Below are 22,315 nucleotides of genomic sequence, written 5' to 3'. Positions count from 1 at the left end.
GAAGTTAGACAAAAGACATAAGACTTATGCCCTAAACGTAATAAGGGTGATTTTTAAAATCACCCCTTTATAATATGTATGTTATCCACCAAAGGGATATGTTTCTTTTATAGTCGGCTATTAAAGAATCTCTAATTTTACCAAATCCTGAACATCAAGCATCCCAACAGGCTTTCCGTTGCTAACAGCAATAATGTTATCTACTTGCTTATCTTTGAAAATAGAAACCGCTTCGTATAGTTTTGCATCAATATCAACGTTAATTGGCATTTTCATGTCAAGATCGCTCATTTTCATGGTAAGGATTTTTTCACCATCAGAATTCATGTGGCGACGCAAATCACCATCGGTGAATATGCCAACAAGATTTCCGTCTGCATCAATAACAGAAACAGCACCTGTGCCATATTTAGTCATTTCAACAGTTGCATCAGTAACCTTTGCATCCAGGCCAATAGTTGGGTTTTTGCTTCCAATTACTTCACCTACTTTTAAAGTCATTTGACGCGTATGGTTTACGAATTGCTGCGTGCCAATTTCTGTAAAGTTATTGTTGTTCAGGTTCTTCATTATATTCCAGGGAATAGTGATGTTTTGAGCACCTAATTCAATGGCATTTTTAACGTGTTCCGGATGGCGCACAGAAGAGAACATGATTTTAGTATCGTAGTTGTATTTATTAACCAGCTTAACACAGTCATCAACTAATTTTAATGCGTCATATCCCTGATCCTGCATACGGCCCACCAACACGCAAACATAAGTAGCGCCAGCTGCCATAGCCATATAAGCTTGTTGAATGTTGTATACCAGGTGGATATTTACCATCATACCTTCTTCGCGAAGCATTTTACATGCCTGAGCTGCAATTAAAGAAGCCGGGATTTTAAAAACAGTTTTCTTTTTGTCTAACCCAAGGGACAGTAAGCGTTTTGCTTCTGCAACAATTTCTTCTGCAGTGTCGCCTAATGCTTCAATCATTAGAACAGGTACCATTTTCGAAAGCTTTACAATAGCTCCGTCAATGTCGGTAATACCGTGTCGGTGCATAAAAGTTGGGGTGGTGGTTAATCCATCTATAAAACCTAACTTAAATGCTTCTTCAATTTCGTTAATGTCTGCAGAATCAAGATATAATTCCATGATATAATATTTTGGTGATTTTAGTTTTATTTTCTTGTTTGTTTTTCAATGTTGTGAATTTCGATAAGAGGTTTTAAGAACTCTTCTAATTCATCCAACGGATATTGACTGGCAGCATCACAAAGCGCTTCGCAAGGAACCGGGTGCGATTCGATGAAGATGCCGTCGATTCCGGCTGCTACTCCGGCGCGGGCAATAGGGCCAAGGTATTGACGAGTTCCTCCGTTAGGGTCGGAACTTGGAATACCATACCTTCTGATGCAATGCGTAATGTCAAATACTACAGGGTAACCTGTTTGCTGCAGTTCGTAAAAACTTCTTGGATCCACAATTAGGTCGTTGTAGCCGAATGTATATCCCCGTTCTGTAACCATGATGTTTTTGTTGCCAAAAGCCTCTACCTTTTGAACTGGTTTAATCATGTTTTCCGGAGCCAAAAATTGTCCGTGCTTTATGTTGATAGCCTTTCCTGTTTTTGCTGCCTCTGTAACCAATGATGTTTGCATGCACAAATATGCAGGTATCTGAATAACGTCCAATACCTCAGCTGCCGGCTTAACTTCAGAAGCCTGGTGTACATCTGAAATTACAGGTACATCAAAAGTGTTTTTTACTTTTTCCAATATCTTTAATCCTTCTTCCAATCCCGGGCCATGGTAAAAATCAACAGAACTTCTGTTGTCCTTTACATAAGATGATTTGAAAATAAAAGGGAGATCCAGGTTGTCAGCTATCTGCTTGAGTCTTTCAGCAGTTTTCATCATTATAGACTCCTCTTCTACCACACAAGGGCCTGCGATGATAAAAAGTTTGTCCTTGCCAAATTCTTTTTGGCCTACTTTGATATTCTTCATGCGTTGTATTTGCCTTATTGTTCTCAACGAAATTACTTAGGATAAATGAATAAAACACAACGAATTGATATGTATTTTGTCATCCTAAATTGTTTTGTATTGTGATGTTTTCTGTTTCCCAATAAAAACTACCCTTTAAAGACAATTCGTTTTGGTTGAACACGTAAAAAAACTTCACAAAATCGCGGCTAAATTAATAAATACTTATTAGATAAAGGACTAATATGGTTAATATCTGAAAAAAGATGAATGAACCGAATTCTGAAATGTATAAAGTTGCAGGAAAAAGGGATCAGGGTATTTGAAATAAAGTGTTGTTGCCTGGTACTGGAGTCTTTTCCCTAACTTTGTATTTTATTAAAATTAATACAGGAAAGATTGAAATTAGATATTGCAAAGATTGATTTGCCCGTAGTTGAAATAGTTGAGGAAGTAAGAGGGGCATTGGGAGAAGAGAATACTATTATAGTTAATGCCCCGGCGGGTGCAGGAAAAAGCACGGTATTACCCCTGGCGTTAATGAAGGAAGAATGGTTGGAGGGAAGAAAGATTATCATGCTTGAGCCAAGGCGGTTGGCTGCAAAAACAATTGCCATGCGTATGGCGGATTTGCTAGGCGAAAAAGTAGGAGAATCGGTGGGGTATCGTATCCGTTTTGATAATTGTGTTTCTGAAAAAACTAAAATAGAGGTTGTTACGGAAGGTATTCTTACGCGGATGCTGCAGTCGGATAATGCAATTGAAAACGTGGGGATGGTTATTTTTGATGAGTTCCATGAACGAAGCCTTTTTGCAGATGTAGCCCTGGCCTTGTCCAGGGAGTCTCAGCAAGTACTTCGTCCTGATTTACGGATAATGATTATGTCGGCTACCTTAAACCTCCCGCAATTGTCGTCGTTGTTAAAGGCAAAAGTGGTTCAGAGTCAGGGGCGCCAATTTCCCGTAGAGATAAAGTATGAAGGAGAGAGTGATGTGAGAATGCTTCCGGAATTGACTGCCAGGTTGGTAAAAAAAGTTATGGCAAAGGAAGAGGGGGATGTGTTGGTTTTTTTGCCGGGAGAAGGGGAGATTCGTAAATGTGAAGCTATTTTAAGGAAAACACTGAATGAAATAGCTGTTCATCCATTATATGGCCAGTTGCCGCCCTCAAGGCAGTTCGCGGCTATCATGCCTGATAAAAATGGGAAGCGGAAAGTTGTGCTGGCAACCTCAATTGCCGAAACCAGTTTGACCATAGAAGGCATAAAAGTAGTGGTGGATTGTGGCTTTTCAAGAACAATGCGTTTTGATCCGTCTTCAGCTTTGAGTCGATTGGAAACTATTGAGATTACCAGGGATGCTGCTGATCAGAGAGCCGGAAGGGCTGGTCGTTTGGCTCCTGGGGTTTGTTACAGGATGTGGACTAAAGCTACACAATCTCGTTTGAAGGAGCATCGTACTCCCGAGATTCAGGAAGCGGATTTGGCTTCTCTGGTATTGGATTTGGCTGTTTGGGGAATTTCAAAGCCGGACAGTCTTATTTGGTTAACACCGCCACCGTCGGGTTCTGTGGCTCAGGCTTCAGATCTTTTGCATCAGCTGGAAGCCTTGGAGGATGGGAAAATTACTGATCTTGGGAAAGAGATAGATAAACTCCCTTGTCATCCCCGTATTGCCCATATGTTGTTAATGGCACAGGAGGAAGGATTGGCAGAGCTGGCAACGGATATAGCAGCAGTGATGGAAGAGCGAGATCCACTGGAAAGGGAGTCAGGCATTGATGTAAATCTCCGGATAGAAGCCCTGCGAAAAAGCAGGAAAGGGTTGGTGAGTAATAAAGTTTTGTCGCGGATAGAAAAGGTGGCGAATCAGTATCGTAAAATGTTGGGAGTTAAAGTAGATAATGGGCCAGTGGATCCATTTGAAACCGGATTGCTATTGGTTTATGCTTATCCGGAAAGGATTGCCCATGCAAAACCTGGAAATAATGCCCAGTTCCGTATGGCCAATGGAGCTGTTGCTGCTGCCGGACATAAGGATGACCTGGCTCACGAAGAGTGGCTTGCCGTAGCTCAGGTTAGTATGCGTGAAGGACTTGGGAAGATTTTTATGGCCTCACCTTTAAATCCTCGTGATCTGGCTCCCATGGTCAAGGAAAAGGAAATGGTGGAATGGGATACGAAAAAAGGTGGTTTTAAAGCAGAGCGAAACCTTTGTATCGGACATATTATTCTGCAATCAAAGCCACTGCATCAGTGTGATGAGGGGCAGAAGGTTGCTGCTATTTTAAAGGCCATAGAAAAAGAAGGGGGATGGTTGCTTGATTGGAATAAAGAGGTTACTCAGTGGCAAAACCGGGTTTTAAGCTTAAGAAAATGGAATCCGGAAGAAGGATGGCCGGATGTTAGTAAAGCAACTTTACTTGGTGATGCTAAAGAATGGTTGGCTCCTTATCTATCGCAGGTTAAAAGGCCTGAGGATCTTAAGAAAATTAAGTTGAAAGAGGTGTTGCAGCATCATTTAAGTTATGAGAAACAGCAGGTTTTAGATGAATTGGCTCCGGATAGGATACAGGTGCCGACAGGATCAAAAATTGTAATACAGTACCATGCCAATGGTGACGTTCCTGTTTTGTCTGTGAGATTGCAAGAGATTTTTGGATGGCAGGAAACACCTGCTGTAAATAAGGGTAAAGTTAGTTTGTTGATGCATTTGTTATCGCCGGGTTTTAAGCCGGTTCAGATTACTGGCGACCTCAGGAGTTTTTGGGATAATGCCTATTTTGAAGTAAAAAAGGAATTAAAGGCAAGATATCCCAGGCATAAATGGCCTGATGATCCTTTGGTGGCAGAACCAAACAGGAAGTAATGTGAAGGGGGCGTTTTTTATATGCCCCCTTATTTGTTAAATTTTATTCGTTGAGGTTGTTGTCCTCTTTTTCTGTTTTGTTAAGTTGAGTGTCCTTGTCCCAGTGTGCTTTTTCCATTAACTTTTGGAAGTTATAGGTGCGGAACATTACCATCAGGTAAGCAATCATGCCGGTCCAACCGGTTTGGTGACTGGCTCCGATGCCAGCTCCGTTATCTCCATGGAAATATTCATAAAAAAGTAGGTTATTTTCCCAATGTTTGTCTTTTTGGAACTCTTCATACCAACCGTAAACCGGCCTGTAACCATTTTCGTCTTTTAAAAATATCTTTTCCAGGCGGTGGATAATTTCCTGAGCAACCTCTATTAATGTCATCATGTTGCCGGAGCCTGTTGGACATTCGATTTTAAAGTCATCCCCGTAATAAGCGTAGTTCTGGTAAAGAGCCCTTATGATTACTGTGTTAGCCGGGAACCAGATGGGTCCTCTCCAATTGGAATTGCCCCCAAACATGGAGCTGTCAGATTCCCCGGGAATATATTTTACTGTAAATTCCTCATCGTTCCATTTGAAAACATAAGGATTTTCTTCATGATGTTTAGAAAGGGAACGGATGCCGTATGCGCTTAAAAATTCATTTTCATCGAGCATTACCTTTAAAACGGATCTGAGTTTGTTTTCATTTAGTATACCGAGCAACCTTCTTTTGTTTTTTCCGGGCTCCATAGGGTTGGCAATTGTTTTTGATAATCGCTTGGTGCGCGTTATCATAAACTGATATTGCTTTGCAAAATTAGGAAGCAGTTTTAAGTGCTCAGGCTCCAAAACTGTAGAGGCGCACATGGGAAGTAACCCAACCAACGACCGAACTTTAAGTCTTGTGGCGCTACCATCTGGGAAGCGAAGTACATCGTAGAAAAACTGGTCTTCTTCATCCCACATTTCGTCTTCATTATCTCCTATTCTGTCCATTGCCGAAGCAATTTCAAGAAAGTGGTTGTAGTAATCTACTGCCTTTTCCTTGTATTCGTCATACCCCTGTATGATTAACTCCAGACTTATTTCAAGCATGTTTTGTGCGTACAGAGCCATCCATGCATTGCCATCCGACTGTTCAATGTGTCCGCCTGTGGGTAATGATTGACTCCTGTCAAAGACACCAATGTTGTCAAGCCCAAGAAATCCTCCCTGGAACGCATTTTTGGATGTTGGGTCTTTGTGGTTGATCCACCATTGAAAATTTCTATCGAGACCATCAAAACACTCCTTCAAAAACTCTTTGTCAACAATGTTGAGCATTTGTTTCAGGTTTTTGTATAGAGTAATTACGGCGTAAGCATGTACCGGGGGGTTAACATCATTGAAGCTCCATTCGTAAGCCGGGATTTGTCCGTTAGGATGCTGATAGTTCTTTTTTAAGAAGAGTGTTAACTGTTCTTTAGCAAAATACGGATCTACCATTGTTATGGGTATGGTGTGGAACGCCAGATCCCAAACGGCATACCATGGATATTCCCATTTGTCTGGCATGCTTATAATGTCGCTGTTTTTTAAATGTTCCCAGTCGTGATTGCGCAGGGAGTGGCGTGGGCCTCCTTTGTATTCGTTAAGCCATTCTGAAACATCAAATTCGTAATATTGTTTGGTCCATAGCATTCCTGCAAAGGCTTGTCGTATAACCCTTTTTTCATCCTCTGATGTATTTGGCGGGTAGATGTCTTCGTAAAACTCATCTGCTTCTTTTCTGCGGATCCCCATCCTTTCCTCAAAAGTATTAAATGAGTGTTTTGGAGTGGATGTGGACTTTAAAGCCATTCGAAGTTCAATTTTGTCGCCGGCGGGAATAGTAATATCGAACATGGCTCCAGCCTTTGTTCCGTGTTGCTCCGGGTTTATGGCTTCTGTATCGTGGTTTACAATAAATTCGTTAAAAGCATCTTTTACAAATGGTGAAGGGTTGGGGGTGTCGTAAAGTCGCTTATAATTGGTTTCGTTGTTGGTAAACAGCCATAATGGTGTTAATTCTGTGCTAAGCACATAACTGCCTAAGTTATCATCCTGGGCAATTATTGAATTGTCGTCCAAAAGCTTGATGCTTGGTTCTGTAGTTTTGTAATTCCACCAGGTGTTTCTGTACCAGAGGGTAGGGAGAAAAACTACATTGGCATCTTCTTTAGATCTGTTGTATGCAGTGATCTTTATATGGATGTTTTCGGTGCTTTTTTTTGCATATTCAATATAAACATCAAGGTAGTTGCTGTTGTTGAAAGCTTTGGTGTCAAGGAGCTCGAACTCAAAGTCGTTCTTTGTTCTGCTCCCGTTGGTGTCTACCAGTTCCAGGTAAGGGAATTCACTCAATGGATATTTATACAAATATTTCATGTATGAGTGCGTGGGCGTAGAGTCAAGGTAGAAATAATACTCCTTAACATCTTCGCCGTGGTTTCCTTTGGGGCCGGAGAGCCCAAAAAGGCGCTCTTTTAAAATAGGATCTTTTTTATTCCATAGCGACAGTGCAAAGCATAAGTGTTGCTTGTCGTCGCTAATCCCGGCAATTCCGTCTTCCCCGTATCGGTATACTCTTGATCTGGATTGATCATGGGTAAACGATAGCCAGGGATTGTTTGTTGATCCATCGTCCTCTCTAACGGTTCCCCACTGTCTTTCGCTAAGATATGGTCCCCATTTCTTCCATTCTATATTCTGGGTTGAACAATCTTCTAGACGTTTTCTTTCAGTGTTCATATTTGTTGCTTACAATTGTTTTTGATGCCACCGAAAAATACAACATATTTCATGAAGAAACCCATATTGGGCCGAGATTAACAAATTTTATTAATTTGTTTATTTTCTTTTTTGTCCTCTTGTTTTCGGTTTCTTGTATTTTGCGGCTAGTTTTCTTCTGTACGATCCACCAAGGTTTACTTTTTTGTTTTTTTCCTTTTTTTCATGATATGCCGAGCCTTTAGTTGCATCTATTTTAGGTGTTTTTATTAAAGTCTTTCCTGCAATTTCTGGTGTTTCAGTATCTAAAGCAAGTTCTGAAATCTCCACATCGGGTGGCAGTTTGTCGATTGTAACTTTGGAGCCTGTCAATTTTTCAATCTTATGCCACATTTCCTGTTCTTTATCGTTGATAAAGGCTATCGCATTCCCTTCTGCTTCAGCTCTACCTGTACGGCCAATCCTGTGTACATAGGCTTCAGCTTCATCAGGTAAGTCAAAGTTAATAACGTGTGTAACGTTGCTGATGTCAAGACCTCTGGCAATCAAGTCAGTTGCAATCAGTAATTTCAGGTTGCCCTCGGTAAATTCATTTACCATTCTGAATCTGAAATTTTGCGATTTGTTGGAATGGATAACTCCAACTTCTTCTTCAAATATTTCTTCCAGATTGTTGTATAATATGTCGGCTATTTGTCGGCTCTTTACAAAGATTAATGCCTTGTCCATTCCATGGTTTACGTCAAGCAGGTAAAGCAAAAGGTTGATCTTTGTGTAAAAATTAGGTGCCTGGTAGGCTGACTGGAATATTTTTTCTACTGGTTTTCCGGCAGGGGCTACTTCTATTTTTACAGGGTTGTAAAAGAAGTGGTTTATTAGCTCTTCAACATCATAAGTTAGCGTTGCAGAAAACATCAGGTTCTGCCTTTTTTCCGGCAACAGGTCAACGATTCTTTCAATCTGGGGTTTAAAACCCAGGTTTAACATTTCGTCAACTTCATCGATTACTAACTTTTGGATGGACTTGAATCGGAGGGTTCCGGTAAGAGCCAGGTCTATAAGTCGTCCGGGAGTGCCTACCAGTATATCCAGGCCATCGTAAACAGCTTGTTTTTGGGTGTTGATGTTTGTTCCTCCATAAACGCCGGCGATTCGCACGGTCATATATTCGGTTAATTTTTCAAACTCACCCACAACCTGTTCAACAAGTTCGCGGGTTGGTACAAGTACCAGGATCCTGGGATGACGCTGTTTGCTGAATTTTAAGTTTCTTAAAATAGGAAGTATGTATGATATTGTTTTTCCTGTTCCGGTTTGCGCAATCCCCACAATGTCTCTTCCCGACATGGCTACAGGATATACTTCTTCCTGAATAGGGGTTGTGTCGGTAAGTCCCGTTTCGCTAATGGCATTTAAAAGGGGTGTGTTTAAATTTAAATCTGAAAATTTCAAAACCGTGATATTTTAATGTTTGGGGCAAAGATAAGATGATAATTGCAAAAGGGCTAATAAACTATAAAATGTAATAGTCATTAGTTCGTTAAATTTTTATAATGTGCTGATTCTAAATATATTGAATAATTTATGCAGGATTATTATCTTATTGATTTTGAGCGAATTGTAAATCAGTCTAATGTCTATTATCTAAAATCTAACAATCTATTGAATAGTCGGAATCCTAAAAAAAAACAGTTTGAAAATTATCTCTAATAATCAAACTGTTTAAACTATAATAATGCATGGTTACGGTAAAGGTCAGTAGGTTTTGTTCTGTGAGTGATGAATTGGTTGGTTTGTTTGGGGTAGATGAGTTGATATATTAAACCTTTGATGTTTTTTTACTCCAGATATTTTCCAGGTACTCTTCTATAATAAATGTTTTGCAAGAGGTTAGGTCCTGATCAATTTTTACCGGACCTATTATCCGTGCAGCTCTGATTACTTCATCTTTTAATTTTTCTGATCTTCCACCTATGGCAATCAGGCAATTGTTCATGGCCTCTTTTGCTTTGTTTGGTGAGAATTGTATTTCTTGTTTTATTTTTGAGATAAAGGCTTTAAAGAATAAATCGCTTTTAGAACTATCCTCTCTGGCAAAATAGCTTAAAATGTCAAAGCCAACCCTTTTTATATATTCGTCAGGAGATTGAATCCATAGATACATGATGTCCTGTCCATATCTGGTTTTGGCAATTAGCTCCGCAAAATGATCAGCAATAACAAAGTAGTTTATTTCAGCGATCCATTTGTTTGCTTCGTTGCGGGTTATTCTTGTGGGGTCAGCAATCATACATGCCAGTATTCTGGCATCAATGTTTCTTGTATTCCAGAGTTTTTTTGCCAATGGCTGGTTGATGCCTTTTTCTCCTTCAGATGAAACAATTTTACTTTTGATGTTTTTTAAGTCTTCAAGGCTTGCTCCGAATAGTTCACCTTTAGCTCCATGCTGTGCATAAACTTTTCTGTTTTGATCCGTCCCGCACTTTTCTAATTCAGTATAAATATTCTCAAAATTCATAAGGTAAAAATAAGAAAAGTTGAGGAGTATAAAAAGTTTATCTTTTATTTTTAAAGAAGTTTGTTATTAAAAAAGAGCAGTCTTTTTCTAAAATACCACTAATTACGTTTGTTTTTGGATGTAAAACGGGGGGTGTGTGTCTTGAAAAACCTCTTTTTGTGTCGGAAGCTCCAAAAACGATTCTTCCAATTTGCGACCAGCTTAAAGCGCCAGCGCACATGGTACAGGGTTCAAGGGTGACGTACAGTGTGCATTCGTTAAGGTATTTTCCACCTAAGAATTCGGCAGCAGCTGTTATTGCCAGCATTTCGGCATGAGCTGTTACGTCATTCAGTGTTTCGGTAAGATTGTGTGCCCTTGAAATGATTTGTTTGTTGCAAACCACCACTGCGCCAACCGGGATTTCATCTTTGTGAAGTGCGTTTTTAGCCTCGTTAAGTGCTTGTTGCATAAAATATTCGTCTGAGAAATTGATTTTCGTCATCTTTTGATTTTATATTAGTGTAAATAGACTTGATTTATTTAATTTCTTTATATTTTCGCATGTTAAAATAACCAGTAGTTTATTTTTCGAAAATAATTAAATAATAAGCGGGTTAAAAAATAATTTTGAGATAATAAAATAACAACTATAATGTACAGATCGCATACTTGTGGAGAGCTTAGGCTTGAAGATGTAAATAAAGAAGTGACCCTTAGTGGATGGGTGCAAAAAGTTCGAAACCTTGGAGGAATGACTTTTATTGATTTAAGAGACCGATATGGAATTACCCAGTTGGTATTGGATGTTGAATCAAGAAAGGATTTGAGTGAAAAGGCGCGTAAGTTAGGAAGGGAGTATGTAATTCAGGTGACCGGTAAGGTTGCCGAAAGAAGTAATAAAAATACAAAAATTCCAACCGGGGATATTGAGATTCTGGTTGATGCTTTTGAGTTGCTAAATGTTTCGGAGTTGCCTCCGTTTACAATAGAAGACGAAACTGATGGGGGTGATGAATTGAGGATGAAATATCGTTACCTGGATTTACGCCGTAACCCTGTCAGAAAAAATCTTGAGTTGCGACATAAGTTGGGTTTTGAAGTGCGTAACTTTTTAAATCAACAAAATTTTATTGAAACAGAAACGCCTGTCTTAATTAAGTCAACTCCGGAAGGAGCTCGTGATTTTATCGTACCTTCAAGGATGAATCAAGGAGAGTTTTATGCTTTACCACAATCTCCGCAGGTGTTTAAGCAATTGTTGATGGTAGCAGGCTTTGATCGCTATTTTCAAATAGTTAAATGTTTTAGGGATGAGGATTTAAGAGCAGATCGTCAGCCGGAGTTTACACAAATTGACTGCGAAATGGCATTTGTAGAGCAGCAGGATGTGTTGTCGACTTTTGAAGGTATGACCAAGCATTTGTTTAAGGTGATTAAAGATGTTGAGTTTGATTATGATTTTCCTCAGATGCCTTTTGATGAGGCCATGAAGTATTACGGTTCGGATAAGCCTGATATTCGTTTTGACATGAAGTTTGTTGAGATGAAAGAAATGATGGAAGGTTGTGGTTTTAAGGTGTTTGAAGACGCGGAGTATGTTGGTGGAATTTGTGCGGAAGGATGTGCATCATATACAAGAAAAGAGCTTGATAAACTGACTGATTTTGTTCGTAAGCCTCAAATTGGGGCCCAGGGGCTGGTATATGTAAAGTATAACACGGATGGTACATTTAAATCGTCAGTTGATAAGTTTTTTGATGAGGCTGCACTTATGAATTGGGCAGAAAAATTTGATGCCAAACCTGGAGATCTGTTATTGATTTTAGCCGGAGCAAAGGCTAAGACCCAAAATGCTCTTTGTGAACTTCGTTTGGAGATGGGCGCGCGATTGGGGCTTCGTGATAAGAATAAATTTGCTCCTTTGTGGGTGGTTGATTTTCCGCTGTTGGAATGGGATGAAGAATCAGAAAGGTATCATGCCATGCATCACCCGTTTACGTCGCCCAAAAAAGAAGATTTTGAAATGCTTGATGCTGAGCCGGGGAAAGTTAGGGCAAATGCATACGACCTTGTTATAAACGGTGTTGAAATAGGGGGAGGTTCTATCAGAATTCATGATGATGAATTGCAGCATAAAATGTTTCAGTTGTTAGGCTTTACAGAAGAAGAGGCAGAGAGTCAGTTTGGATTCCTGATGAATGCCTTTAAATATGGTGCGCCGCCTCATGGAGGTGTTGCCTTTGGGTTTGATAGGTTGGTTTCGCTATTTGCAGGAATTGATTCTATTAGGGATGTTATTGCGTTCCCAAAAAATAATTCAGGAAGGGATGTGATGATTGATTCTCCTTCGCCAATCGCTAAAGATCAATTGGATGAATTAAGTATTTCTCTTAAAGAAATTAGGAAATAAGAAATACTGGATATGAAAAAAGGCGATTTCCATATTTTGGAAATCGCCTTTTTTGATTTGAATTTCTATGATAAATTAAATCCTGGATAGTTCTTTATAAAAGTTTTTAACAGGATTTGCATACATTTCCATTAAAGTGTTTTTAATAAAAACGGCATCTGCGCTTTTGTCTAGTCTGGAGATGTGTTCGTCGATGTACTCGTGGAAGGTAACTACGTCCTCCTTTGTGTATTTGTTCTTGAAGTTGTTGTTAGCATTGATGATATCTGCGGCTATAAAATTGCCTGGCCATAGTTTATAGTTGTTATGGATTTGTTCATCAATTAACTCCGCAAGTCCACTAATTTGTTCGTTTTTATCAAGAGCTGCAAGTGGCTTTAGTTCGTTTTTAATTGGAGTTCCAACTTTAAAATGTACTCTTCCTTTTCTTCCCTTAATGCCGGCGCCCATGTGTTTCAGGTCGTCCTCCTGGGTTTTTTTGTAATCGGGATTTTCTTTTTTTAGTAAGGCTTCGTGAGCTTTAAGGTAATCGCAGGGGTCGTATTCGTATGAAATGGCTATAGGAACAATCTGTAATTCTTTAAAGCTTTCCTCGAAATTCCTGTTCCCACTCAAGTCAAGCATTTTTAAGAGGCTTGACTGGGTTCTGTCGTCACCGTCTTTTGATCGTCCTTCTCTTTGTGCAATCCAAATGCTTGAGTTGCGTTCTGTTATATCGTAACGAATATATTCTGATAAAAGCTTTGAACTCATCAGCATCTGCCTGGCTGGTAAATTCCTTTTTACAATAAACGATTTGTTTAGTTTTACCAGTTTGGTAATCCATGGGTATATTAGTAAATTGTCACCTATGGCAATTTCGCAAGTGTCGTGGCTGTGGTCGTGGAGCAATATGTTTAAAAAGGCAGAGTCTAAAACTATGTCTCTGTGGTTGGAGATAAAGATATAGCTTTTTGAGGGATCTAATTTGTCCAGTCCTTCACAAGATAAGCCATGGGTGGTTTTTTTAATAATGTCCTTAATAAAGGGATAGATAATTTCAATCTGAAATTCCTTTATTGTTTTTAAAGACAATAGTTTGTTTGTAAAGCTATCTATGGGAATTTGTGGAAATAAATACAGGAGTAATCTTTTAAACGATTCTTCTTTCATCAACTGCTCAAATACCTCTTTCATTTCATGGTCCCTGTATGGACGTATGGAATCGAATTTTTGGTCTGTTACCATTTTATGCTTTTAAAAATTTGTTACAAAATTATTACAATCATTCGATATAAGAAATTCTTTGGTGTTTTTAAGGCGTTGTTGCGCGTTTTTTTGTGCTAAAAATAGCGTATTGTTTATAGTAATTACATATAATGAACAAAATCCATATTATGGAATAAATTCCAAAAAACAGCAATAATTTAAAGTGTTGTGAAGTTAATGTGTTGAAAATCAGTGTGTGTGAAAAAGTGGCATGGGCTTTGGTATTTGTGGTTCGAAACACAAACACGCAAGTTTATGATTAAGATTAAAACTTACCAAAATACAGTATTGGTGTCTTTCGATGAGGCCAGAAATAAAGAGTCAATAGATTCTGTGGAGTTCAAAAATGAACTTATTCAAAAGTTAACCCATCCGTTTTCTAATATAATGGTTGATTTTGCTCAGGTAAATGAAATTAGTGCAGCTACCATTGATGCTCTTATAGCCGGACAAAGATTGTCGGAAATGAATAAGGGGCAGGTTAGTTTATTTAATGTCAAGGAAAAAGTGTTTAAGATGCTTCGTTCTGCCAAGGTTGACCATCTGTTTTTCTTTTGTGATATTCCTAAGCCATTTTCATCTGATTTGTTGATGGCGTAAAAAATAGTGTTGTGTTGATAAAGCCGGAAGCTCGCGTTATGTCCCCACAGAAGCAGCTTCCGGCAAATTAAGCCTTCACAAGTATAGTATAGTAATAAAGTATCTGGATTTTTAGATATTATTGTTTGATTTATTATCAATGATAATTTTAAAAAACTATTTTAGCGGAAAATTTTAGAGTGTTGTGTTGATTGATGCCGGGAGTTGCGAATATTTGTCCCCACAAATGTAACTCTCGGTGTTTTTCAAATTAAAATATTAAAGATTGTGTTGTGTTGATTGATGCCGGGAAATATAAGTCGTCAGACTTTGTTTTTCCGGTATTTTTCATTTTTGGGACATGATGAACATAAAATTTTTTTGGGAGCAGAAGACAACAATTTTATAAAACTATCCGTATCTTATGAGCACAAAGTTGGGTATCATTAAATAAAAAAGACTTAATCATGACCAAAATTTTAGTTCCTATTGATTTTTCTGATAATTCATTAAATGCATTGGAATACGGAATACAGATTGCAAATAAATTAAATGCCAATCTCCGAATTCTGCATGTAAAAACAAAAAAGGTATATTATAAATATTCGGATAAGAGCACGGACGATATTTTGAATGATAATGTAGCTGATTGGTTAGAAGATATTATTAAAAAGCGAAAGGATAAATATAATGTACCCGGAGGTGTTTTTGATTATAAGGTTAGGGAAGGAAATGTGATTATGGAGGTTTCAAACCAGGCCAAATATGATGATGCTGCCCTGATAGTTATGGGAACGCATGGTGCTTCCGGCTTTGAGGATAAGTGGATAGGAAGTAATGCCTATCGGATGGTTCATAGTTGTACAGTTCCTGTTTTAACCATCCAGCCAAACAAAAAATGGAATGGTATTGATAAAGTAGTATTGCCGGTTGGTATCAATGGGTCCAGTCGCCAAAAAATACCGGCAACAGTTGCAATGGCAAAACTATTTAATGCCAAAATATATGTGGTGGGTTTAAAAGATAGTGGGTATAACCTTTTGCTTCCAAGGATAAATGCTATCGTAAAACAAACTGTGAGATATATTCAGAAAAAAACTGATTTAAAGGTTGAATCAACAGTGTTAAGTGGCAGGTCAAAAGCAGAGATGTTAATGAATTACACAAAAGAGGTTGATGGAGACATTATTGCTACTAATGTATGGCATTCATCAAATCCGTTTGAAAACTTAATAAAGCCTTTTGCAAATCAATTGATTAATGAGTCTGCTTGTCCGGTATTGGCTGTCCCAACAAAAGAATCATTATATTTGCAGGCTAAATATTAAAATGAGAAAATGATCAGGATTGTTTTTGTGATTATAGTAGGTTTTGTTTGTTCTTTTGCGGTAGCACAAAACAAGTCGGGGCAAGAGTTTTTTAGTAACCTGTCAGAACAGAAAGAAGGAGAGGGGTTTTTAAGTATTTCGCAACCAGAGGATATTCAGGATTTAGTAGGAATTCACCTTGATTGCAATAAGAGAGCCGGAGGTGTGGATGGTTTCAGGATTCAGCTTTTTCTTGGATCGGGGAAAGATGCTAAAAAACAAGCAGGAGAGGTAAAGGCTAAAGTGTTGGAGTTATTTCCCGAAGAAAAGATTTACCTTATGTATGAAGCACCCTTCTGGCGGATTCAGGTAGGTGATTTCAGGAGTAAAAGTGAATCTTTGCAATTGTACAGGGAGCTTAAAAAAGAGTTTCCAAGCTGCTACCCGGTTCCTGTGGATAATATACAAATGTCGAATTTGAAATAGAATATATGAACGCTTCCTGTTTTAGGGGGCGTTTTTTATTTTAACCCTTTTTACCTTATGAGTGTTGGGTAAGCCAAAAAAATAGAATAAATTTGCGCTTTCTTAAAATAGTTAGTCTCTTAAAAATATTATGAGCGATCAGATTAAGCATGAATGTGGTTTTGTGTTGATAAGATTACGCAAACCATTAGAGTATTATAAAGAGAAGTATGGTTCATGGATGTATGGACTGAACAAGCTCTATTTATTAATGGAGAAGCAACACAATAGAGGGCAGGATGGTGCAGGAGTTGTAAGCTTAAAAATTGATCAGCACTCAGGGAGCAGATATCTTTCCCGATCCAGGTCAAACAAGGCAAACCCAATTCAACAAGTGTTTAATGATATTCACGCTCGCCTGGATAAGGTTGAAGGGGCTAAGCCTGAATTGGTGAAAAACCCGGAATGGGCAAAAGAGCATATGCCTTTTTGTGGTGAACTGTACCTGGGGCATCTTCGTTATGGAACTTTTGGCAGGCATAGTATTGATTATGTGCATCCTGTGATGAGGGAAAATAACTGGCGTTCAAGAAACCTTGTTTTGGCAGGTAATTTCAACCTCACTAATGTGGATGAGATTTTTAGAAATCTTGAAGATCTGGGGCAGCACCCTAAAGATTTTACAGATACGGTTACTATCCTTGAAAATGTAGGGCATTTCCTTGATGAAGAAAATCAGTACCTGTTCCGTCAATACAAAAATGAAGGTTACGCCAACAGGGATATCTCTCACCAGATTGAAGAAAATCTTGATGTGAGAAAAGTTCTGGAAAGATCCAGCAAACGATGGGACGGAGGCTATGTGATTGCAGGTATGTTTGGTCATGGAGATGCGTTTGTTACACGCGACCCATGGGGGATTCGTCCGGCATCTTATTATTATGATGATGAGGTGGTGGTTATTGCATCTGAAAGGGCAGTGATCCAAACAGCTATGAATGTTGGTTTTAATGATGTTCAGGAACTGAAGCCGGGTCATGCATTGATAGTGAAGAAAAATGGTGATGTTAAAGAAGAGCTGATAAGGGTTCCGCAGGAACGTCGTTCGTGTTCTTTTGAGAGAATCTATTTTTCCAGGGGAAATGATAAAGTTATTTACGAAGAAAGGAAAGAGTTGGGAAGGTTACTGGCTCCAATTCTTTTAGAAAAAGTAAACTACAATATTGAGCAAACCGTTTTCTCTTATATTCCAAATACTGCAGAAACTGCTTTTTATGGTATGGTGGAAGGTGTTCGGAACGAGGTGAACCAGAGAAAAGTTCAGCAGATTCTGGAACTGGGGCCGGATGCAAAAGAGGAACAGCTTTCAGAAATTTTACATACTCAACCGAGGGTTGAAAAAATGGCCATAAAGGACGTTAAGATGAGGACCTTTATTGCCGATGACGAAAGCAGGGATGATTTGGTTGCCCATGTATATGACGTTACTTATGGCGTTGTTAAAAATAATGAGGATACATTGGTTGTTATTGATGATTCTATTGTTAGGGGGACAACCTTAAAGAAAAGTATCCTGAGGATCTTAGACAGGCTACATCCTAAAAAGATTATTATTGTATCTTCGGCTCCTCAAATTCGATATCCGGACTGTTATGGGATAGATATGGCCAAGTTAGGGGATTTCTGTGCTTTTCAGGCTGCCATAGCGTTGTTGAAGGAAAGGGGTATGCAATCGGTAATTGATGATGTTTATAAAAAATGTAAAGAACAGCAATTCTTGCCTAAAGAAGAAATTGTAAACTACGTTAGGGAGATTTATAAGCCATTTACAGTAGAGGAGGTTTCTGCCAAGATTGCAGAGATGTTAACACCCCACAATATTGATGCTGAAGTAGAGGTGGTGTATCAAACTATTGAAAATCTTCATAAGGCTTGTCCAAATGATAACGGAGATTGGTACTTTACAGGTAGATATCCAACAGCAGGAGGTAACAAGGTGGTTAATACATCTTTTATCAACTTTGTTGAAGGGCGTAATGCCAGGGCGTACTAAAGATTAAAGTAAGATATATTTTAACGGCTGTTCAATAAATGAACGGCCGTTTTTGTTATCTGTCGGCTAAAATACGCTTTGCTGTATTGATGTATGTATAGGTTTCAGAAGGGTGATGGTTTACTTTTTGAGAACTGCGCTTGTGCCCCAGGCGAACAACAATGGCGTTTTCTTTTTCTAATACAAAGATATATTGCCCATAAATTCCCCGTGCGTATGGTATGGTATCTCTGCCTGATTGGATAAGCCACCATTGGTAGCCATAAAAATCAACAGGCTGTTTTGTTTGTGAATCAATAAGATAGTGGGCTGGGGTAATAGATTCTGAAATAAAGGATTCGGGAAATATTTGAACACCATTAATTTTCCCTTTGTTCATAATTATTTTGCCAATACGGGCAAAGTCACGGGCGTTGCTGTTCAGGCAACAGTATGCTTTCTCGTTTCCGTTTTCTTTATCCAGGCTCCAAAGGGCTGTGTGTTTTGCTCCTAAGGGTTTCCATATTTTTTCAGAGCAATATTCTGAAAGTGTTTTTTTTGTTGCATTTTCTACAATAATAGCCAGTAACTGAGTGTTTCCGCTTAAATATTTAAACTCAACTCCGGGGACTTCTATTGGTTTAAGACTTAATGCTAATTCATTTATATGATCCCCATAGTAGGCTTCTGTTGTCATTGAAAATGGGTTGCTGTAGCTTTCTTTCCAGTTTAGTCCGGAACTCATGGTTAAAAGATCCTTGATGCATAATTTATTATAGGCTGTATTGTTAAATTCCGGTATATAATTGGTGACCGGCTCGTTCACGTCTTTAATAAGCCCATCCTGAATTGCTGCACCAATTAATAATGACACAATACTCTTAGAGGCAGAAAAGGAGTTTGAAAGTGAATTTTCGTTATAATCATCCCAATACTCTTCGTAAATAATAGAGTCGTTTTGAATAATAATATATGCCACCGATTCGTAGAGCTCCAGGGTGTCTCTTTCGTTTGGTTGTAGTGTGTGTTGCATATAATCTTTGGCAATATACCAGGGTTTGTATTTGCCTGCTTCTACCTCCCTGTTTGCAAATATTGTATAATCCTCAATCCCGGGGAATAGATATATGATTGATTTTTTTACATAATTGGGCGTAGAGAAATATATAAAGCCCAAAAGCAATATTATCAATATAATTCTGAATTGTTTAAGCATATTCTGATGTTTTTTATTCAGGTTCTTCAGGATTCCATTCTTTAAAAGTAATCAGGTCAGGAAATGCTTCGGGTTTATAGATTGATTTTCCGCTCAAAGTTCTCAGGCATTCCTGGATGCCCTCAGCTAAACTTGGGTGAGGATAGAATATTTTTAACACTTCCTGCAGTGAGTTGCCCTGGTTAATCAGATGGGCAACTGAAACAATATAAGCCGAAGCTTGCGGGCCGCCTGCTCTCATGCCTAGTATTTTGCGCTGATCATCGTTACTTACTATTATTTTTACAAATCCATTGGTGTTTCGCATGGCAATTGCGCGATTTACTAGCTTGTTTGAGTAATAAGCAACTTTATGCGGAACTTTGTGGGCACGCAACTGCTTTTCGTTTAGTCCCACTGATGCCAATTCTGGTTTGAAGAACATGAGCGTAGACATGTGGCTGTAATCGAGAGGGTAGCATGGCGTATCGGCAATTTGTTCAGCCGCTAACCTGCCCTGAAATTCTGCCACGCTATAGAGTTGGGTGTGACCTGTTACATCTCCGGCTGCATAAATATGGGGTTGGTGTTCAGTTTCTTTAATGCAGCAATGGTCGGCAATTTCCAGGGTGCCTCTTTCTGTTGTTTTTAACCCTGCATTTTCTAGTCCCAGTTTATCTGTGTTGGCAACCCTTCCTATGGCAACCAGGGCAACGTCAACTTCTATAACCATGCTGTTCCCTGCTTCGTAATCCAAAATAACCTCAAGGTGTTCCGGATGTTTTTTTATGGTTCTTAGATTTGCGGTTTGATGGATGATTACACCATTATTTTCCAGGTTTTTAGAAACAAATTCGCTTACATCATTATCTTCGTATGGCAATACCCTTTTTGCCCTGTCTAACAGGTGGACTTCTGTTTGTTTAAAGTTGCTGAAGATGGTGGCAAATTCACAACCAATAATTCCGGATCCGATAATAAGCATTCGTTCCGGAAATTTTTTCAGGTTAAGTATGTCCTCAGAATTGATTATCCTTTTGTGATCAATTTCCAGTCCCGGGGCTTTTCTTGGCTTGGCACCGGTGGCTATGATAAAGTTTTTTGCGGTTAGTCTTTTAGAGGAGTCTTTGTTTGTTATTGATATGGTATGGGTATCAATAAATTTAGCCCATCCTTTTTCAAGTGTCAGCGACCCTTTGCCGTTTTTTTCTTCTGAAAAGGTTTCTATCTGGCTAAGGATCTGGTATTGTTTTTCTTTTGCAGCATGAATAACTGTTTTGATTACTTCCTTAAAATCTACGCTTAAACTTCCCGATCTATACCCCCTGTCAGTTCTGGCTGCTACAGAGTAGTCCATGCTAAGTTCGTACATGGTTTTGGAGGTTAAAGCCCCGTTCATGATTCCTGCTCCCCCTATATGCGATCCTTCCACAATACAGATGTTTAAACCAAAATCGAGGGCTCTTATGGCTGAAGAAAAACCGGCAGGGCCTGAGCCAATTATTATTAAATCATAATCTTTCATCTGTTTGTGTTTTGATAATTATGGAAATTTGGGACTCGCCATATTTTAACATTTACCTTTATGATAAAGTTTTTATTATGGCTTGTTTTAACGGTATTTGTTTAATCTAAAATAGGGGATTGTGGGTCAATATCAAAGAATCTGTAATAAAAAAAAACTGCCTTTTGGGGGCAGTTTTTATATCAAAGAGAATTAAATATTTGAAGTGCTCGCTTTTTTAAGATCTTCTTCAAGATCTTTTAGACCTTTTTCTGCCTTCTCAATTTTTTCCTTCCGCGTTTTGTATTCTTCTTCAGATAAGTCTTTCTTTTCCTTTTCTAATTTGTCTTTTGCTTTTTTGATTTTTTCTTTGGCTTCTATTGCTTTTGTTTCACCCTTGCTAATGGAGTTTTTAAGTTCTTCTTTCTTTTCTTCTTTTAGTATTTTTGCTTGTCTTGCTCTTTCCTGGCCAAACTCTTTTCCTGTCAATTCTGCTTTGTTTTTTCCATAAGCATGACCTTCTTTTAATTTTTCACCTGCCTTTTCTTTTACCTCTTTAGCTTTTTCAGAAGCTTTTTCTACATCATCATGGTGTTCTTCCTTCTCTTTTTTTACTTTATCTTTTGCTTTGTTAAAGTTCTCTTCTGTTTTATCTTTTCCTTTTTTTAATGCCTTTTCAATTTTTTCTTTCCCTTTGCCTTTTTCTTGCTGGGCAACTGCTGCTCCTGAAATTAGAGAAAATGCCAATAAAAAAAATACGGAGCGAATTATAATGTTTTTCATAGTTTCTATTCTAAGTCATTTAATAAATCATCTAATTTCTCTGCCGATTCTTCTATTTTGATGGCTTCTGCTTCAATCTTTTTTGCTTCTGCTTCAATTTTTTCAATTGCTTGTTTAGTTTCGGAGTCCTCAGTTTTTTGTTCTTTTTTGCCTCCACAGCCTACAGTAAATAGGCCCAGGAGCAATGCAGGTACGATTAGTTTTTTCATTTTTTGGATGTTTAAGTTGTTCTTAATGTGATCCTAATTTAAATAAATAAAACCTAAATGTGAATTTTATGGAGTTGTTTAACCGGTAAATGGTACTGTTTATTAATTTAAAACCGAACTAACATAATCCTTGTCTGATTTCTGTATGTGGGTGATCAGCCAATCCTTCAGGAAGTTTGTAATCTCAAAAGACAGGACCATCCTTCCGTTTAAAAACCGTTCCTCCAAATTGGCCACTTTGTCAGTAAATTCCTTGTGTTTTACTTTGTGTTCCAAAAGGTTTTTATATCCCGACCTTTCAAGAAGTTCTTCTTCTGTTTTAAAATGAAAACTGATGTATTCCTTCATTTTTTTAATGAGGTCACCAATAAGCTCATTGCTTGACTTGTTTTGAATTTCCAGGTAAAATTCGTTTATCATGTCAACGAGTTTTTTGTGTTGTTCGTCGATGATTTTAATGTTTAGGTTGTAAGATTCGTTCCATTTAATAATAGCCATAATGTTTTGTTTTTTT

At 38.4% G+C, this 22,315-nt stretch carries 18 protein-coding genes; 6 read left to right on the top strand and 12 right to left on the bottom strand.

What is annotated here, in order from left to right:
- Positions 1 to 120: 120 nt before the first annotated feature.
- Together OM074_RS01475 and kdsA are read right to left on the bottom strand one after the other, a co-directional pair.
- Positions 121 to 1,143: a transaldolase family protein gene (locus OM074_RS01475; protein WP_301197497.1), complete on the bottom strand. Its 1,023-nt coding sequence runs from the start codon at positions 1,141 to 1,143 to the stop codon at positions 121 to 123.
- A gap of 26 nt (positions 1,144 to 1,169) precedes the next feature.
- Entirely contained in the window at positions 1,170 to 1,997 is an 828-nt protein-coding gene (gene kdsA / locus OM074_RS01470) for a 3-deoxy-8-phosphooctulonate synthase (protein ID WP_301197496.1), read from the bottom strand.
- Positions 1,998 to 2,375: 378 nt separating this feature from the next.
- Between kdsA and hrpB the strand changes: the two genes are divergently transcribed.
- Entirely contained in the window at positions 2,376 to 4,844 is a 2,469-nt protein-coding gene (gene hrpB, locus OM074_RS01465) for an ATP-dependent helicase HrpB (protein ID WP_301197495.1), read from the top strand.
- Positions 4,845 to 4,887: 43 nt separating this feature from the next.
- On the opposite strand, the gene OM074_RS01460 is transcribed toward hrpB, so the two are convergent.
- The 4 genes from OM074_RS01460 to OM074_RS01445 all read right to left on the bottom strand — a co-directional run bounded on the left by OM074_RS01460 (position 4,888) and on the right by OM074_RS01445 (position 10,571).
- Complete coding sequence (locus OM074_RS01460; protein ID WP_301197494.1) at positions 4,888 to 7,590, bottom strand: MGH1-like glycoside hydrolase domain-containing protein; 2,703 nt, start codon at positions 7,588 to 7,590, stop codon at positions 4,888 to 4,890.
- Positions 7,591 to 7,689: 99 nt separating this feature from the next.
- Positions 7,690 to 9,021: a DEAD/DEAH box helicase gene (locus OM074_RS01455; RefSeq protein ID WP_301197493.1), complete on the bottom strand. Its 1,332-nt coding sequence runs from the start codon at positions 9,019 to 9,021 to the stop codon at positions 7,690 to 7,692.
- Positions 9,022 to 9,388: 367 nt separating this feature from the next.
- Positions 9,389 to 10,087, bottom strand: coding sequence for a DNA alkylation repair protein (locus tag OM074_RS01450; RefSeq protein ID WP_301197492.1), 699 nt, complete (start codon positions 10,085 to 10,087; stop codon positions 9,389 to 9,391).
- A 37-nt stretch (positions 10,088 to 10,124) separates the two neighbouring features.
- A complete protein-coding gene (locus tag OM074_RS01445) occupies positions 10,125 to 10,571 on the bottom strand; it encodes a nucleoside deaminase (RefSeq protein WP_301197491.1) in 447 nt (148 codons plus the stop codon).
- 150 nt (positions 10,572 to 10,721) lie between these two features.
- On the opposite strand from OM074_RS01445, the gene aspS reads away from it, so the two are divergent.
- Entirely contained in the window at positions 10,722 to 12,479 is a 1,758-nt protein-coding gene (aspS, locus tag OM074_RS01440) for an aspartate--tRNA ligase (RefSeq protein ID WP_301197490.1), read from the top strand.
- 75 nt (positions 12,480 to 12,554) lie between these two features.
- Here the strand turns inward: aspS and OM074_RS01435 are convergent, their stop codons facing one another.
- On the bottom strand, positions 12,555 to 13,706 hold the full coding sequence (locus OM074_RS01435; RefSeq protein ID WP_301197489.1) for a 1-acyl-sn-glycerol-3-phosphate acyltransferase: 1,152 nt from the start codon (positions 13,704 to 13,706) through the stop codon (positions 12,555 to 12,557).
- A 276-nt stretch (positions 13,707 to 13,982) separates the two neighbouring features.
- On the opposite strand from OM074_RS01435, the gene OM074_RS01430 reads away from it, so the two are divergent.
- From OM074_RS01430 to OM074_RS01415, 4 genes are all read left to right on the top strand, one after another.
- Positions 13,983 to 14,327: an STAS domain-containing protein gene (locus OM074_RS01430; RefSeq protein ID WP_301197488.1), complete on the top strand. Its 345-nt coding sequence runs from the start codon at positions 13,983 to 13,985 to the stop codon at positions 14,325 to 14,327.
- A gap of 446 nt (positions 14,328 to 14,773) precedes the next feature.
- Positions 14,774 to 15,634, top strand: a complete 861-nt coding sequence (locus OM074_RS01425) for a universal stress protein (RefSeq protein ID WP_301197487.1) — start codon at positions 14,774 to 14,776, stop codon at positions 15,632 to 15,634.
- A 9-nt stretch (positions 15,635 to 15,643) separates the two neighbouring features.
- Entirely contained in the window at positions 15,644 to 16,099 is a 456-nt protein-coding gene (locus OM074_RS01420) for an SPOR domain-containing protein (RefSeq protein WP_301197486.1), read from the top strand.
- A gap of 130 nt (positions 16,100 to 16,229) precedes the next feature.
- A complete protein-coding gene (locus tag OM074_RS01415; RefSeq protein WP_301197485.1) occupies positions 16,230 to 18,131 on the top strand; it encodes an amidophosphoribosyltransferase in 1,902 nt (633 codons plus the stop codon).
- A gap of 55 nt (positions 18,132 to 18,186) precedes the next feature.
- Here OM074_RS01415 and OM074_RS01410 read toward each other — a convergent pair whose 3' ends face one another.
- The 5 genes from OM074_RS01410 to OM074_RS01390 all read right to left on the bottom strand — a co-directional run bounded on the left by OM074_RS01410 (position 18,187) and on the right by OM074_RS01390 (position 22,299).
- Entirely contained in the window at positions 18,187 to 19,326 is a 1,140-nt protein-coding gene (locus OM074_RS01410) for a serine hydrolase domain-containing protein (protein ID WP_301197484.1), read from the bottom strand.
- Between the two features lie 13 nt (positions 19,327 to 19,339).
- Complete coding sequence (locus tag OM074_RS01405) at positions 19,340 to 20,830, bottom strand: dihydrolipoyl dehydrogenase family protein (protein ID WP_301197483.1); 1,491 nt, start codon at positions 20,828 to 20,830, stop codon at positions 19,340 to 19,342.
- A 192-nt stretch (positions 20,831 to 21,022) separates the two neighbouring features.
- A complete protein-coding gene (locus OM074_RS01400; RefSeq protein ID WP_301197482.1) occupies positions 21,023 to 21,592 on the bottom strand; it encodes a hypothetical protein in 570 nt (189 codons plus the stop codon).
- A gap of 5 nt (positions 21,593 to 21,597) precedes the next feature.
- Positions 21,598 to 21,801 carry a hypothetical protein gene (locus OM074_RS01395; protein ID WP_301197481.1) on the bottom strand — a complete coding sequence of 68 codons (204 nt, stop codon included), beginning with the start codon at positions 21,799 to 21,801 and terminating at the stop codon, positions 21,598 to 21,600.
- 102 nt (positions 21,802 to 21,903) lie between these two features.
- A complete protein-coding gene (locus OM074_RS01390; RefSeq protein ID WP_301197480.1) occupies positions 21,904 to 22,299 on the bottom strand; it encodes a bacteriohemerythrin in 396 nt (131 codons plus the stop codon).
- Between the last annotated feature and the right edge of the window lie 16 nt (positions 22,300 to 22,315).

Source organism: Plebeiibacterium marinum (assembly GCF_026013615.1).
Classification (GTDB): Bacteria; Bacteroidota; Bacteroidia; order Bacteroidales; family Marinilabiliaceae; genus Saccharicrinis; species Saccharicrinis marinus_A.
This window is presented reverse-complemented; position numbering and strand designations above follow the sequence as displayed.